We start from the raw sequence: 14,815 nt of genomic DNA, 5'->3' as shown, positions 1-14,815 counted from the left end.
AGTGCTTTAGTTCGAATAATCAATCAATCAATCAATGAGGTGAGCTTATGGAAAGATTACAAAAAGTAATAGCATACGCGGGTGTAGCATCACGCCGCAAAGCAGAACAATTAATTGTGGAAGGTAAGGTAAAAGTTAACGGTAAGGTTGTGAAAGAGCTTGGTACAAAAGTATCCAATTCAGACACAATCGAAGTGGAAGGCGTAAAACTCGAAAAAGAGGATAAAGTATACTTCCTACTATATAAACCAAAAGGCTATATTTCTGCTGTAACAGACGATAAAGGTCGTAAAACAGTAACGGATATTTTCAAAAAGCGTGTTCATCAACGTATATTCCCTGTCGGACGTTTAGATTATGATACGACAGGCTTATTGTTATTAACGAATGATGGAGAATTCTCGTACCAATTAACGCACCCGAAATTTAAAATCGATAAAACGTATGTAGCACGCGTAAAAGGTATACCTACGATTGAAGGTTTAAAAAAATTGCAGCGCGGAATTAAATTAGAAGATGGCAAGACCGCTCCAGCAAAAGTAAGTATGACTTCATTTGATGAGCAAGCAGGAAAAGCAATTTGTGAAATTACGATTCATGAAGGGAAAAACCGCCAAGTACGTCGGATGTTTGAAGCAATAGGCACACCTGTCGTAAAACTTAAGCGAGAACGTTTTGCATTCCTTGATTTAACAGGTTTAAACCCAGGTGAATATAGAGAGCTAACAAAACATGAAGTGAAATTACTACGTGTATTAGCAGAAACAGGGAAAATGGATTAACACTTACATCTTAGTGAAAACGTTCATAATTCATTCAAATGTGGTAATCAGTATGAAAACGTTCTTTGTTATAATTAAACAGAATGATACGTTTTCTAGGAGGATTATGCGTATATGGATAAGAAACAAAAAAGATCACTTACTCGCGGAATAATTTTAGTAGTGCTTGCTGCTGCAATTGCTTACACAGTATTTGCAACAGCAACGAAAGACAAAGTAAAAGTTTTAAAAGTTGGCGCAACAGCACCTGATTTTGAGCTTGTCGATTTAAATGGGGAAACTCATCGATTATCGGATTATAAAGGACAAGGTGTTTTTTTAAACTTCTGGGGTACTTGGTGTGAGCCTTGTAAAAAAGAAATGCCCGCTATGGATAGACAATATACTGCATTTAAAAATCAAGGGGTACAAACGTTAGCGATTAACATTGCCCAATCGGATTTTGAAGTACAAAAGTATATTAAAAATTTGGGCGTTTCTTTCCCTGTTGTTATTGATAAAACGAAAAGCGTTATGACAGCGTATAATATTTACCCGCTACCAACAACGATTTTAATTAGTCCAGAAGGAAAAGTTCAAAAAATTATTACCGGTGAAATGACTGAAGGACAAATCGCTTCTTATATGGAATCGATTAAGCCGGAATAGGAGTTTTACATGATGGAAAAAATCATTTGTACATGTAATCACGAAAACCCGGTTGGAACAAATCTTTGTGAAAAGTGTGGTCGTCCGTTAACAACGGAAGAGCAAGAGAAGAAGATTGTCGACATGCGATACGACGGCATAGCGATTCGCTCAAAAACGCATAATAAATCGATTATCGATAAAATTTGGAATTTCTTCTCCAGTGTGAAAATCGGGATTACATTAATTATTATTACATTGATCGCAGCATCTGTAGGTACAATTTTACCGCAAGAGTTTGCGGTAAGAGTATCATCTGAATCTGAAAAGGCTGCTTATTACACCGATGTTTATGGATGGTTTGGGACGCTTTATTATAATTTAGGACTTGCGGATTTATATTCGTCTTGGTGGTTCCAAATTATCGTAGGTATGCTAGGTATTTCAATTATTGTAGCTAGTATTGATCGCGGTTTTCCACTGCATCGTTCTTTAAAAAATCAGCGTGTTAAACGTCATATAAGCTTTATGAAGCGTCAACGCATTATTGCTGAAGGTCAACCCTCTCAAGATGGTGATAAAACACTAGATTTACTTGAACAAAAAATGAAAGATTTAAAATACAATGTACGTCGTGAAGATAATGCGATTTTAGCAGAGCGGGGACGATTTGCCCGTTATGGTCCATACATAAACCACGTAGGATTAATTGTATTTTTAGGCGCTGTAATGCTACGTCTATTACCAGGATTTTATGTTGATGAATCGATGTGGCTACCTGAAGGTGAAACACGAGCTATTACTGGAATGGACGGCTATTTCTTGCATAACGATCAATTCATATTAGAAACATATGATAATGATCCGCAAGGGGAGCAATTAAAGCAAGGTGTGAATGTTGTAGCAAAAAACTTCCAATCAAATGTTACGCTGTTTAAACAAAAAGAAGGCGCAGTAGCTGGTCAAACGTCGGATTTAGAAACAGTAAAATCATATGATATCCGTGTAAACCATCCACTAAAACATGATGGTTATGCCATTTACCAAATGGATTATCGTTTAAATCAACTAAAAACAATGTATTTTGATTTAGTAAATAAAGAAACAGAGAAATCATTAGGAAGGGTTAGCATCGACTTAACGAATCCACAAGATGAATATGTTATTGATGACAATACGAAAGTACAATTAATTACGTATTTATCTGATTTCGCAGGATTTAAAGATGGTGAACCGCAATCCGCATCTCCTAATCCGAATAACCCAGCATTTGTTTTCAAAATGTTTACTCCAGAAACACCTGAAGGAGAGACTAGCTTCGTAATGATTGGTCAAAAAGCATTGGAACCGCTAGGAGAAAATGAACACATGATGAAGTTTGCGGGTGTAGATACACGCAGTATGTCGGGGCTAACGGTTCGTAAAGATAAGACGATACCAATATTAGCTATCGGCGGTCTTATCTTTATGATTGGTGTTGTAATCGGTTCTTACTGGAATCATCGCCGTATTTGGGTAGAGCAGCTTGAAGATGGCTCAATTCGTCTTGCAGCTCATACGAATAAAAACTGGTTTAGCTTGAAAAAAGATTTAGATGGCTTAACTGAATTTGCTCATATACCACAATATACGGACCAGGCTGATTTAGAAAAAGTAGAGGTAGAAAAGGAAGGTGACAACATCTTATGAGTTTGTTAGATTTAAGCGGAAACTTACTATTTGCTGCATTCATCTGCTATTTGATTGCGACAATTTTCTTTGGCGGTGCGATTAAGCCAGCGAAAACAGGTGCAGCTCCAGCTCGTGCCGAACAATGGGGTAAGTGGGCCATTACTGTAACAATTATTGGTTTCATAGCGAATTTAGGTTACTTTATTTCTCGTTGGATTTACACGGGACACGCACCTGTAAGTAATATGTTTGAATTCACAACAGCATTTGGGATGTTTCTTGTAGCTTCATTTATCGTTATATACTTTATGTACCGAGTTGCAGCACTAGGTATTGTAGCATTACCGATCGCTATATTAATTATCGGTTACGCAGCAATGTTCCCGAAAGAAGTTAGCCCACTCGTACCATCACTACAAAGTCATTGGCTAACGATTCACGTAATTTGTGCGGCAATCGGGGAGTCCATTCTAGCGATTAGTGCAGTTGCAGGATTAATTTATTTATTAAAGCAAGTAGATTTAACGAAAAAATCTAAAGAACGCTTCTGGTTAGAAGCTGTTATGTTCTCATTAGTATTAGTTGTTGGTTTTGTAGTTTCATCGATTACATTCGGATTAATGGGCTACGAGGCAACTTACCAATATACAGATAAAGAAGATGTCAGCCGTGTAATTGTGTATGAAACACCAGCTCTTTTCGGGATGAATAACTATGTAGAGGTAGAGCTAGTCGATGCTGAAAAGAAAGTTTATGAGCCTGTAGCAGAAGCAAATCAATCATTTCAACCATTAGTTGAAATGCCAGCTATCATAAATGGGAAAAAATTATCAACTGTTGCATTCTCGGTATTATTCGGTACTATAATATATTTATTAATCCGATTAATTGGTCGTCGTTCTATTTCTGCGATGGTTCAACCGCTTGTGAAAAAAGTGAATTCACAATTAATGGATGAAATTGGGTACCGAGCAGTGTTAATTGGTTTCCCAGTATTCACATTAGGAGCGCTTATTTTTGCGATGATTTGGGCGCAAATTGCTTGGAGTCGCTTCTGGGGTTGGGATCCAAAAGAAGTATGGGCGCTTGTTACTTGGTTATTCTATGCAGCATTTTTACATTTACGCCTTTCAAAAGGTTGGGAAGGTAAGAAATCTGCATGGCTAGCAGTAATCGGTTTCGTTATCATTATGTTTAATTTAGTATTTGTTAACTTAATTATTGCTGGTTTACACTCATATGCAGCATAAAAGGGCAACGAGAAAATTGTAGAATAATTAGAGGAGTTGTCTGAAAAAGTATTTTCAGGTAACTCCTTTCCTTTTCATTTTGAGTATGAAATTGTACAATAGAAGTTGTAGAAAGCGAGAAAGGGGATACACTAGTGTCTGAGAATATTTCTGTCTTAATAGTAGATGATGAAGATCGCATTCGCCGTCTCTTAAAAATGTATTTAGAACGTGAAGGATATATAGTAGATGAAGCAGAAAATGGTAATGAAGCAATCGAAAAAGCATTTGAAAATGACTATCATTGCATTCTGTTAGATATTATGATGCCTGAAAAAGATGGTTTACAAGTATGCGCGGAAATCCGTGAAAAGAAAACAACACCAATTATTTTACTAACTGCAAAAGGTGAAGAAGCAAATCGTGTACAAGGGTTCGAATTAGGAGCTGATGATTACATCGTAAAGCCGTTTAGCCCACGTGAGGTCGTGTTACGTCTAAAAGCGATTTTGCGAAGGTCAGCAGCATTTGCACCTGTTTCAAGTCCTTCCGCTTCAAAAGATTTAGTCGTGTTCCCGCATTTAACAATTGACCATGATGCACACCGTGTTACAGCGGATGGAACTGAAGTTAACTTAACGCCAAAAGAGTATGAACTATTATACTTCTTAGCAAAATCACCAGATAAAGTTTTTGACCGTGAACAACTACTTAAAGAAGTATGGCATTATGATTTCTTCGGTGACTTACGAACTGTCGACACGCACGTAAAGCGACTGCGCGAAAAATTGAACCGCGTTTCTGAAAATGCGGCGAAAATGATCGTTACAGTATGGGGTGTAGGTTACAAGTTCGAGGTAGTCAATGAATAGAATATGGAATAGTATTGTCGGGAAGCTATGGGTAACCATATTGCTTCTCGTTTCATTTGTACTTTTTATTTTCACGGTATTTATGCTGGAGTTTTTAGAAAACTATCATAAGGAGCAGGCGGAAGATTCTTTGCGTCAAACAGCTGCAACAATAGCAAGTATAATAGAGGAACGTGCAACGGGAGATTCCCCTTATGAAATTATAAAAGATATTTTACATGATGAGACGAATGCGCTTATTGTAGAAAATCCTAATGATACCGTCCATGCGATCCAAGAAGGGATTAATCAGGAAAGCATTAAACAAAAGATTTTAGAAAATAAGGCATTTGAAAATATTTATGCATCAGATCAACCAATTTTAAAGGAAATGATGTTACCCTCGCAAACAGCCGAGAATAAGATGGAATCATATGTTGTGCTCGCCTTCCCGTTAAAGAGTAACAGTGCTTTACACGGAGCAGTATTTATTTACCAAAATCCAGATGCGATGCATGAAACGAGTGAGGAGACGACGAAAATTGTCTTTATTTCAGCGTTTATTGCTTTCGTACTAACGACGTTTTTTGCGTTTTTCTTATCGAGCCGTATTACGTATCCGCTTCGTAAAATGCGTGAACATGCTTTTGAAATTGCGAAAGGGCGCTTTGATTCACAAGTACCGATAACGCAAAATGACGAAATTGGTCAATTAGCTGTAGCGTTTAACCAAATGGGTCGCCAGCTAAAACATCATTTAGAAGTCATAAATCAAGAAAAAGAGCAGCTATCGAGTATTTTAACGTCAATGACAGATGCTGTTATTACTTTTAATCGAGATCGTACAATTTTAGTGAGTAACCCACCAGCAGACCGTCTCCTGCAAAAGTGGTTTATAACGAAGGGTTCGCAAAGTGCAACACCTCTGCCAGCCGAAATATATCATATGCTCGATCATGTTCTTGATTTTGAAGATAAAATTGAGGAAGAGCTAGAAATGGACGGGTCATATTATAGCTTTACGATAAGCCCGTTGTATAGCGCGGATTCAGTAAGAGGAGCGGTAGCTGTAATTCGAGATCAAACAGAGCAAAACCGTTTAGAAAAGCTTCGTTCCGATTTTATAGCAAACGTATCACACGAATTAAGAACACCTATTGCCATGCTTCAAGGATACTCAGAAGCAATTATTGATGATGTTGTTTCAAGTGAAGAAGAACGCAATGAAATGTTTAAAATTATTTATGATGAGTCTCAGCGTATGGGCCGTCTTGTGACAGACTTACTTGATCTTGCCCGTATGGAATCTGGCCATATGAGTTTATTTAAAGAGACAATACCACTCGTTCCGGTGTTAGAGCGTATGACGCAAAAGTTTGCCCAAGTAGCAAAGGAAAAGCAAGTAGATTTAATATTTGCACCTAATATACCGGAAGATGTGACGATTAGTATGGATGTTGACCGTATCGAGCAAGTGTTAACAAATTTAATCGATAATGCGATTCGTCACACACCTGTTGATGGTTCCGTCACAGTATTTGTAGAATATGAATTATCGTATGCAAAAATCCAAGTACGGGATACGGGAGTTGGGATCCCGAAAGATGATTTACCATATGTATTTGAGCGTTTCTACAAAGCGGATAAAGCACGTACACGCTCAAAAGGTGGTACAGGCTTAGGTTTAGCGATTGCTAGAAATATTGTCGAAGCTCATAATGGAAACATTTCTGTAAAGAGCGTTGAGAAGGAAGGAACAGCCTTTACATTTTATTTACCGTTATAAAAGCAGACTTTCTCATTTGTAAAATTTGTAATAAAATAAGGGTGTCTCAAATACTTTTGAGGCACTCTTATTTATTTGAAACTTTTTTAATATATTAACGACTAATAAGATGAGGACGGAGGTGGAATGGATGAAAGAATCCATTTTCCATCGATTATATGATGATTATCACCAAGATGTGTTTCAGTTCCTAATATACTTAGTGAAAAATCGGTCTGTTGCTGAGGATCTTTCCCATGAAGTTTATGTACGAGTGTTGAGGTCGTATGATCGATTTCAAGGAAATAGTTCTGAAAAAACGTGGCTTTTCTCAATTGCAAAAAATGTTGCTATTGATTATTTTCGAAAGAACATTGTGCGTGAACGCCATGCATTCGATACGTTTGATTGGGAAAGAGAACAGCTTGTTTCGACTATGCCTACACCAGAGCAATTTTTGGAAATGAGCGAAGAGATGCACGAGCTACTAGAAGCACTTGAACATTGTACCGGTGATCAAAAAATGGTCATTGTTATGCGGTATTTCCAAGAGCTATCTATATTGGAGACCGCTGAAATATTAGGTTGGACAGAAGGTAAAGTGAAAACAACACAGCATCGTGCAATAAAATCATTGCGATCGATATTACAACAAGTCGGAAAGGAGGCTAATTCATAATGAATGATAATAAATGGAATGAACAAGATATTGAGAGTTTACTAAAACAGGCACCAAAAATTCATGACAATCGTTCAAAGGAAGATGTCTTCGCTCGACTACAAGCAGATGGAGTTTTTGATGAGGAACCTTTAAAAAAATCACGGAAAAAATCAAGTATTTATATTGGTGGCATTACAGCTGCGATCTTAGCTTGTGCAATTGGCATTCCGTTGTTAAACTCGAATAACGAAGTTGAAGAGCAGTCAGCTGATATGGCTTCCTATTCTACTGAGGAATCTTCAGTTGGAAACAGGGCTAGAGATGTTGAAAATGATGCTTCACATGAAAACAATGCTGCTGATAATGCAATGACGATGCGAGCTAATGTAATGCCTAGTACATCAGCTATTTACGCAAATGAATTAGTAGACAATACCTTATTTACGATTGGTTTATTAGGTGACGACACAGAAAGTATTCCAGCAGCGATATTAATCCCTAATGAAAAAATACTTGAAGATTTCGGGAAGGAAAACCCTACACAAGTAGAAATGTACAATTATTATGCGCCGCTACTCGATGAGGAAGGCTTTGCATTTAATGATTATCACCCGTATAAGGGAGAAATTATTGAACGTGGAAATACAGTTGTTCATATTTTACCGGAAGGGCATGGTTACGATGTTGCTTCAGGCACAATGGCACAATATACAGGTTCCCTAATAGATACATTTAAAAATTATGAAAAAATTAAATACGAGCAACAAGATGGTAATCCTGTTACATTTAGCGAAGCAGGTGAGCCAAGTAAACTAGTTAAAGTTGAAGAACGGTTAAAATTTAATTACTATTTATTTAACCAGCGTGGAATTAATTACTTAGTTCCGCAAATACGGAGTTCCTTTGTAGATGCTAAAACGGCAATTGAAGCGATGCCTGACCATCTTAATGATGTTTTCCAATCTGCCATTATAGATGGCATTAATTATGAAGTAGAGGAAAACGAGACAGTACATGTTACCTTTACCGAACCACTGGATTTAGCGTCATATGATACTGAACGTGTTCTGCATATGATTGAAGCTATTTTGCTAACTGCAGCAAATTTTAACAAGCAAGTGGTCTTTGAAAACATCGTGCAAACAGAGTGGCAAGGTTTTAATTTTAATAAACCATTGCCAATGCCTATTGCTGCAAATGAAGTACCAATAGAAATCATTCGGAATCATTAGATAATAATTCCGAGCAAAAGGGTTTACTTTTTATGGTTTTATTTTATAATAGATATTGTAACAACTAATTTAATATTGATTCATCTTCGGGGCAGGGTGTAATTCCCGACCGGCGGTAATAGAAATCGCAATCTCTGACCATTTACTTGGAGGATATTGCAGCAGTATTTCTCGAGCCCGCGAGCCGCTTTTTAAGTGTGCAGGATTTGGTGCAATTCCAAAGCCGACAGTATAGTCTGGATGGGAGAAGATGAAGGTACGGTCGTCATTTTTCGAAAATGCCGTATTTTTCCGTATGCGTGCAAAGTTTATTCTTATTTGTAGATAACTTTGATTTCGCATAGGCTTTTTAAAGGTTTGGAAAAATACATGAATTAGACCTTATTTAAGTGTGCCTATTTCTCCCTTATACAAATTTTGTATAAGGGTTTTTTCGTGAATGCACGGACTGTCCTTTCTTCTTGCGAGATAGAATCAGCAATGAGGAGAGATTTTTATGCGCAAGCAAAATTTGAAGTTACGGTCATTCGTAACAATCGCCATGTTAAGTAGTATTTCATTTGTTTTAATGCTACTAAACTTTCCACTACCATGGTTCCCAGTGTTTCTACAAATTGACTTTAGTGATGTGCCTGCATTAATCGCAGCTATCACAATGGGACCAATTGCTGGTATTTTAGTAGAGTTAATTAAAAACATTTTAGATTGGATTTTTTCAGGTGCGCCAACAGGTGTTCCAGTAGGTCATATGGCGAACTTTATGACAGGTATTTTATTTGTGTTACCAGTACATTACATTTATAAAAAATTCAGCTCTGTAACAGGCTTAATCGTAGGTTTAGTTATTGGTACAGTAACGATGTCAGTAGGTATGAGTGTATTAAATTATTATGCATTCCTACCGATGTACACATACTTCCTTGGCTGGGGTTCTTTTGATATGTACGAAACAATTGTGCTCGGTATTTTACCATTTAACATCGTTAAAGGCATTATGCTAATGGTTATTGCAGTGTTGCTATTCCGTACGATGAAAGTTTGGATAGACAACCAACGTGCGCAATATTTATCATAAAATACGGCCCGTATTTATTTTAGTACGGGTTGAGACTGTAGACAAACTCAAAAATTGGGGTTTGTTTACAGTCTTTTTTCTTGGGTTCCTCGTCAAATGTTGATGGGGAATGATTAGTTTCACTGTGAAGGATGTTTATTTTCTCTCATGTTTATCGAGCATTGAAAAAAGTCCGTTTTTCCCTACATTAGCGAGTACAAGAACGAAAATTGTTCTTGTACTCGCTTTTTCTCTGATGTCATTTATTTCCATTACGGTGGCCGCTATCCGCAGGCACAAAAATGGATTTTCCGCTTGTGCGACTGCGGACGCTAAAACTATCGTCGCAATAAACGTTGAACATGATCCCACGGGCGAAAAGCGGGCTGCCATGGGCGAAAATTGGGTTCCCATGGGCCAAAATTAACCTCCCACGGGCGAATTGTTACTTTTGTAAGGGGGGATAGTAACTATTTGTTCAGGGATTTCATAATAAATAACTTTCTGTAGTTTCGTCCCTATGCTTTAAACAATGCAAAGCAGCAAGGTAAGCAAATGTCATACCCGGTCCCAATGTAGCACCTGGCCCTGGGTAGGATTCCCCCATAATCGAGGCAGAACAGTTACCAGCTGCATACAAACCTTCGATTGGTGAACCATCTTCTTTCAAGACTCTCGCGTGTTCGTCAATAATTACACCACCTTTTGTGCCGATATCACCTGGGAATACTTTCAACGCGTAATAAGGTGGGTTTTCAATTTTATCTAAGTTTGGATTTTTCAATGTAGGATCTCCGTAATAACGATCATACGGATGATCGCCACGGCCGAAATCTTCATCCTTGCCATTTTCAGCGAATGTATTAAAAAGATTGAGTGTTGCTTTTAAATTCTCTTCTGGAATACCTGTTTCGCTTGCTAATTGGTCGATAGATTGGCCAACTTTTACAATCCCTTCACTATACCAAGCTTTAGGAAAATCTTGTTTGGGAAAAAGACCCATAAACAAATAGCGGTTTTTTGTTTGCTTATCAACAATTAACCAAGAATGTATCGCTTTGTTGTTTGTTTTTTCGTTATGCACGTGCATTTTATCAATAAATTCATGGTAAGGAATCGCTTCATTCAAATAACGATTGCCGTTTTGATCGACTATAATCATACTCGGTATTGCGCGGTCCGCAACTAAAAAGTACGGTTTTCCATTATGGTCTAAAACGGATGGTGCCCCCCAAACGCGCTCCATTAAATCTAATTTTGCTCCAAGTTTTTTACTCGGTTCTATAATGTCACCAGTTTGTCCAGGAGGGGAGGAGGACCACGCTGCGTTTGTTGGCTTCGGTAAATATTGCTCTCGTTTTCCTTGATTTTGTGAGAAGCCACCAGAAGCTAAAATAACGCCATGCTTTGCTTTTAGTTGCATCTCTTGACCGTCTTTTTCTATTAATAAGCCAACAACACGATTGTCTTCTACTATATAATCTTTAAAGGCTGCATTTAACCAAATTTCTCCTCCAGCATCGCGATAGGCAAGGGCAAGACGTGCGATTAACGCAAGACCAAGTGAAGCATATTGTGCACCTGTTAGCTTTGATTTGATTAACCTCATCCCCAGTTTTAATGAAGTCATTTTCCCGACCGTTGTGCGCATTATCATGTTTACCTTATGGAATTCTTGACCGGTCATCGTAAATCCTTTTGTCGATAAAGTAGGCTCTTTTAAAAGAGGTTGCAATTCTTTTAATAAGTTTAAATCGACTATTTCTGGTTCAATCGAGCGTCCATTTGGTGCGCCACCAGGAAAATGGGCATAATAATCGGAATATCCTTTTGCATATTTGAAGCGCATATAATGTGTTTGTTCGTGAAAGTATCGTAGCATTTCCGGGCCTTTTTTTAAGTAAGATACTTTTAATTGGTCTGGTACGCGGTCGCCGATAGTTGCATCCATGTACATTTTCGCTTGTTCATAACTATCTTGTACGCCCGCTTCTTCTAAATAAAGATTGTTTGGTATCCATACCCCGCCACCTGATAACGCAGATGCACCACCAAATCGATCTTCCTTTTCTATTATTAGAGTAGATAATCCTTTTAATTGTCCTGTTAAGCCTCCTGCAAAGCCAGTTGCACCTGAACCTACTACTAGAATGTCATATTCCTTTTCCCACTTCATGTCATCACCCTCAATTATCGGAATTTTGTTTATATAATATATTATGTTTGTGAAGCAGGTTAATAGAAATATAAAGTAGATATTTTCCTGGAAATAGGAAAGAGGATTGCAACATCAAATTGTGCAATCCTCTTTCGTCTATTTAGATGTAATTCCAAGTTCATTTTTAAGACATGTAACATTTGCTTCGTGATAATCTTTCATACTTTGCAAATAGCGATAATGACCTATAAATGAGTTTGCTTCTGTTGACTGCTGTTCAATTATCGCTTGGCGCAAGTTTAAAATATAGCGTTCTGCTTCTGAAATACGCGCCGTCATAGCTACTTGTTCAGTCGTGACATGTCCATGTCCAGCAACTAGAAGAGAAATTTTATGTTTCTTTAGGATTTCCTTCGCTTTATGCAATGTTTGCAAGTAAGTAGTGCTGCTATCATAAATATAAGGGAACTCAATATCTGATAAATAATCCCCCGCAATGAAAATGCCAACCGGTTCTACAATTGTAAATATCCCGTCTTTCGTATGACCAGGGGCTGTATAAAATGATAGCTTAGTTTCACCAATTTGCAATGATTGTGTATCTTCGGCAATGATATCTACATTTGGATACACTAGGTCGTACGAGCGATCTACATAATAGAAATCATCGAATGTTCGAATTTGGCTCAGTACCGATTCAGGGTCAGGGTGTTCTGTAAACGCGCGACTAGCGATGACCTTGGCATCAGGAAAAGCACCATAGCCTAAAATATGATCATAATCAGAATGAGTAAACAGTAAATATAAGGGGCGATTATGTCTCCGTTGTTCTACAAAGTTTTGTATTTCTTTAATTTCAGCAGGTAACCACGTTGGATCGACAACTAGTATACAATCAGCTGTTTCAACGACAGTAGATGTTGTTTTAAATAACTGGCTTTCGAAAACAGTCACTCGTTCGGTTTGATATTGAATCATTACTTCACCTCTTTCTTTTAGCATAATACATTTTGGATGTGTATTGGAAGGAATTCGATAATGACTAAAACTAAAACTATAGGTGCTGCCTCTGATGAACCGATCAACCATTTTATGTAAAAAATCATTTATCTATATATTTTTCGATAATCGATTTTTCCATGATCATCAAAACCTATTCCAGCAAATGGGCTATCATCGCGAATATAGAAATGGTGCTGTCGATGTGATAAAAATTTTAAGACAAATGCATCTACCATTAGATCTTCTACTTCATTTAACCACCCTAAAGCTTCTTCATCATTCCACGTTAGTTTCGCTTGTTTCAATAAGCTTTTGACTTGTTCATCCTCCATAAAGGCTTTTAATGCGAACTGATTCGATTCGTATGCATGTAAAAGAGCGAGGATATGATCTTGCCCAATTGCAATTCCCCCGACGAATAGATCGTAATGATCTGCAACATAACGAGCATCGGAACGAATAGGGGCAAGTTCTGAGCTATGAGGAATATTGTTCGCTGTTAAAAAATCGCTTAATATTTTTGCTTCTCGTAAATGATTAGCTCCTGGACGAATTTGTTGAATACCAATACGTAAGTGTGGGAAGTGATAGTCATTTAATGAATTACGAACTAAATGCTCACGTTTCTTTGAAGTCATAAAGCTATGTGCAACCGTTTCACCTTGCTCAAATAAACAGTAGCTTAATGGATCAATTGCCTCAAATAATGCTTGTCGAAAATTCACATCTTGTAACGAACCATTTGTGGCATTGAGTAAAATGAAATCAGCACCTTGCTCTTGATAAGTGATCTTTTGTTGTGAAATATATTCTGCATATGGTTTAGGAGATACGCCAAATTTAAATTCTTCTGGTGTATGTATGACTTCTACTTCATCAATCCAAGGGCGTTCTTTAAAATACTTTGGAAAAGTAGTTAAACGCATTAATGATTCATTCATCTCTTTTACATAAAATGGACCACAACCGATTGGCATCCCTTGTGCACCGGCTTCTATCCATTTGGCAGGTACAATCGATAATTTATAAGTGCTCAAAAATCTCGGAAATAGTGTATTCTCTTCGGATAATTTTATTTCTAGATGATAAAGACTTGTTGCACTAATAGACGAAATTTCTACCATATTTATTAGATGTTTTGCTCGTTTTAATGACGCAACAACATCAGTGCTTGTTAATTTTGTACCGTCGTGGAAAAAGACATCTTTCCTTAGAGTAAAAGACCATTGCTTTGCATCATGTGAATGATATCCATATACTAGATTCGGCTTTGCTTCCTTTGTTTTTTCACAGTACGTAAAGAGGGGCTCGTGAACTTGATTATAAAAATGCATGTCGTGCCGCGATAATCCATAAATAGGATCTACATTTAACGCTACATTCCAGTAAGGGTATCGGAAACTATCAAGGGTATTGTTATTTGAGAATCCGTAACGATCATTTAACCATTGTTCAACTTGTGGATGTGAAAGTAATTTGTAATGATGTAGCATTTCATAAGCCTCGTTAAAACGGTTACTTTGCCAATAATCATCGAAAGCTACATAAATGGCTTCCAATTTCGATAATCGAAGAAAAATGGACGGTTTTTTTCCTCTGCCTTGTTGGGTGGCCCAATCAATCCAGTTATTTTCATTACATTTTTTTACAATCGTTTTCGCATAACGGGTTGAACAATGCCATATTTCCGCAAGCTCATCTATTGACGTTTCGGATTGTTTACCTATTTCAAAATGGTTATATAAACTCAATAAATATGTAATCATGACAGGCCTCCTAAAAG

General features: G+C 37.4%; 12 protein-coding genes and 1 riboswitch. Of the genes, 9 read left to right on the top strand and 3 right to left on the bottom strand.

Annotation, left to right across the window (positions count from 1 at the left end; all coding sequences use genetic code 11):
• Nucleotides 1–47 precede the first annotated feature (47 nt).
• The 9 genes from AAFN87_RS07465 to AAFN87_RS07425 all read left to right on the top strand — a co-directional run bounded on the left by AAFN87_RS07465 (nucleotide 48) and on the right by AAFN87_RS07425 (nucleotide 9,893).
• A complete protein-coding gene (locus AAFN87_RS07465; protein WP_347790413.1) occupies nucleotides 48–782 on the top strand; it encodes a pseudouridine synthase in 735 nt (244 codons plus the stop codon).
• Nucleotides 783–896: 114 nt separating this feature from the next.
• Entirely contained in the window at nucleotides 897–1,430 is a 534-nt protein-coding gene (gene resA, locus AAFN87_RS07460) for a thiol-disulfide oxidoreductase ResA (RefSeq protein ID WP_347790412.1), read from the top strand.
• Nucleotides 1,431–1,442: 12 nt separating this feature from the next.
• The gene (resB, locus tag AAFN87_RS07455) at nucleotides 1,443–3,098 is read left to right on the top strand and encodes a cytochrome c biogenesis protein ResB (RefSeq protein WP_347790835.1); all 1,656 of its coding nucleotides are present in this window, start codon (nucleotides 1,443–1,445) and stop codon (nucleotides 3,096–3,098) included.
• On the top strand, nucleotides 3,095–4,330 hold the full coding sequence (ccsB, locus tag AAFN87_RS07450; protein ID WP_347790411.1) for a c-type cytochrome biogenesis protein CcsB: 1,236 nt from the start codon (nucleotides 3,095–3,097) through the stop codon (nucleotides 4,328–4,330). Before resB ends, ccsB begins: the two co-directional genes overlap by 4 nt.
• 134 nt (nucleotides 4,331–4,464) lie before the next feature.
• Nucleotides 4,465–5,181, top strand: a complete 717-nt coding sequence (locus AAFN87_RS07445; protein WP_347790410.1) for a response regulator transcription factor — start codon at nucleotides 4,465–4,467, stop codon at nucleotides 5,179–5,181.
• Nucleotides 5,174–6,946 carry an ATP-binding protein gene (locus tag AAFN87_RS07440; protein ID WP_347790409.1) on the top strand — a complete coding sequence of 591 codons (1,773 nt, stop codon included), beginning with the start codon at nucleotides 5,174–5,176 and terminating at the stop codon, nucleotides 6,944–6,946. The genes AAFN87_RS07445 and AAFN87_RS07440 overlap by 8 nt, the downstream gene beginning before the upstream one ends.
• Before the next feature lie 130 nt (nucleotides 6,947–7,076).
• Nucleotides 7,077–7,604, top strand: a complete 528-nt coding sequence (gene sigX / locus AAFN87_RS07435; RefSeq protein WP_347790408.1) for an RNA polymerase sigma factor SigX — start codon at nucleotides 7,077–7,079, stop codon at nucleotides 7,602–7,604.
• Entirely contained in the window at nucleotides 7,604–8,818 is a 1,215-nt protein-coding gene (locus AAFN87_RS07430) for a hypothetical protein (RefSeq protein ID WP_347790407.1), read from the top strand. The genes sigX and AAFN87_RS07430 overlap by 1 nt, the downstream gene beginning before the upstream one ends.
• A 78-nt stretch (nucleotides 8,819–8,896) precedes the next feature.
• A riboswitch (FMN riboswitch) is annotated at nucleotides 8,897–9,074 on the top strand.
• Between the two features lie 240 nt (nucleotides 9,075–9,314).
• Nucleotides 9,315–9,893, top strand: a complete 579-nt coding sequence (locus AAFN87_RS07425; protein ID WP_347790406.1) for an ECF transporter S component — start codon at nucleotides 9,315–9,317, stop codon at nucleotides 9,891–9,893.
• A 466-nt stretch (nucleotides 9,894–10,359) separates the two neighbouring features.
• Here AAFN87_RS07425 and AAFN87_RS07420 read toward each other — a convergent pair whose 3' ends face one another.
• From AAFN87_RS07420 to AAFN87_RS07410, 3 genes are all read right to left on the bottom strand, one after another.
• On the bottom strand, nucleotides 10,360–12,048 hold the full coding sequence (locus tag AAFN87_RS07420) for an FAD-binding protein (protein WP_347790405.1): 1,689 nt from the start codon (nucleotides 12,046–12,048) through the stop codon (nucleotides 10,360–10,362).
• A 138-nt stretch (nucleotides 12,049–12,186) separates the two neighbouring features.
• The gene (locus tag AAFN87_RS07415) at nucleotides 12,187–13,008 is read right to left on the bottom strand and encodes an MBL fold metallo-hydrolase (RefSeq protein ID WP_347790404.1); all 822 of its coding nucleotides are present in this window, start codon (nucleotides 13,006–13,008) and stop codon (nucleotides 12,187–12,189) included.
• Between the two features lie 128 nt (nucleotides 13,009–13,136).
• Nucleotides 13,137–14,798: an ABC transporter substrate-binding protein gene (locus tag AAFN87_RS07410; RefSeq protein ID WP_347790403.1), complete on the bottom strand. Its 1,662-nt coding sequence runs from the start codon at nucleotides 14,796–14,798 to the stop codon at nucleotides 13,137–13,139.
• Nucleotides 14,799–14,815: the final 17 nt, after the last annotated feature.

Origin of the sequence: Solibacillus sp. CAU 1738 (assembly GCF_039888725.1) — a bacterium.
In the GTDB taxonomy this organism is placed as follows: domain Bacteria; phylum Bacillota; class Bacilli; order Bacillales_A; family Planococcaceae; genus Metasolibacillus.
This window is presented reverse-complemented; position numbering and strand designations above follow the sequence as displayed.

Bases quoted from the DNA above. Each gene is read 5' to 3' on its own strand.
- AAFN87_RS07425 (WP_347790406.1), top strand. From the start codon at position 9,315: ATGCGCAAGCAAAATTTGAAGTTACGGTCATTCGTAACAATCGCCATG.
- AAFN87_RS07420 (WP_347790405.1), bottom strand. From the start codon at position 12,048: ATGAAGTGGGAAAAGGAATATGACATTCTAGTAGTAGGTTCAGGTGCA.
- AAFN87_RS07465 (WP_347790413.1), top strand. From the start codon at position 48: ATGGAAAGATTACAAAAAGTAATAGCATACGCGGGTGTAGCATCACGC.
- AAFN87_RS07410 (WP_347790403.1), bottom strand. From the start codon at position 14,798: ATGATTACATATTTATTGAGTTTATATAACCATTTTGAAATAGGTAAA.
- AAFN87_RS07415 (WP_347790404.1), bottom strand. From the start codon at position 13,008: ATGATTCAATATCAAACCGAACGAGTGACTGTTTTCGAAAGCCAGTTA.
- sigX (WP_347790408.1), top strand. From the start codon at position 7,077: ATGAAAGAATCCATTTTCCATCGATTATATGATGATTATCACCAAGAT.
- AAFN87_RS07430 (WP_347790407.1), top strand. From the start codon at position 7,604: ATGAATGATAATAAATGGAATGAACAAGATATTGAGAGTTTACTAAAA.
- AAFN87_RS07440 (WP_347790409.1), top strand. From the start codon at position 5,174: ATGAATAGAATATGGAATAGTATTGTCGGGAAGCTATGGGTAACCATA.
- resA (WP_347790412.1), top strand. From the start codon at position 897: ATGGATAAGAAACAAAAAAGATCACTTACTCGCGGAATAATTTTAGTA.
- resB (WP_347790835.1), top strand. From the start codon at position 1,443: ATGGAAAAAATCATTTGTACATGTAATCACGAAAACCCGGTTGGAACA.
- ccsB (WP_347790411.1), top strand. From the start codon at position 3,095: ATGAGTTTGTTAGATTTAAGCGGAAACTTACTATTTGCTGCATTCATC.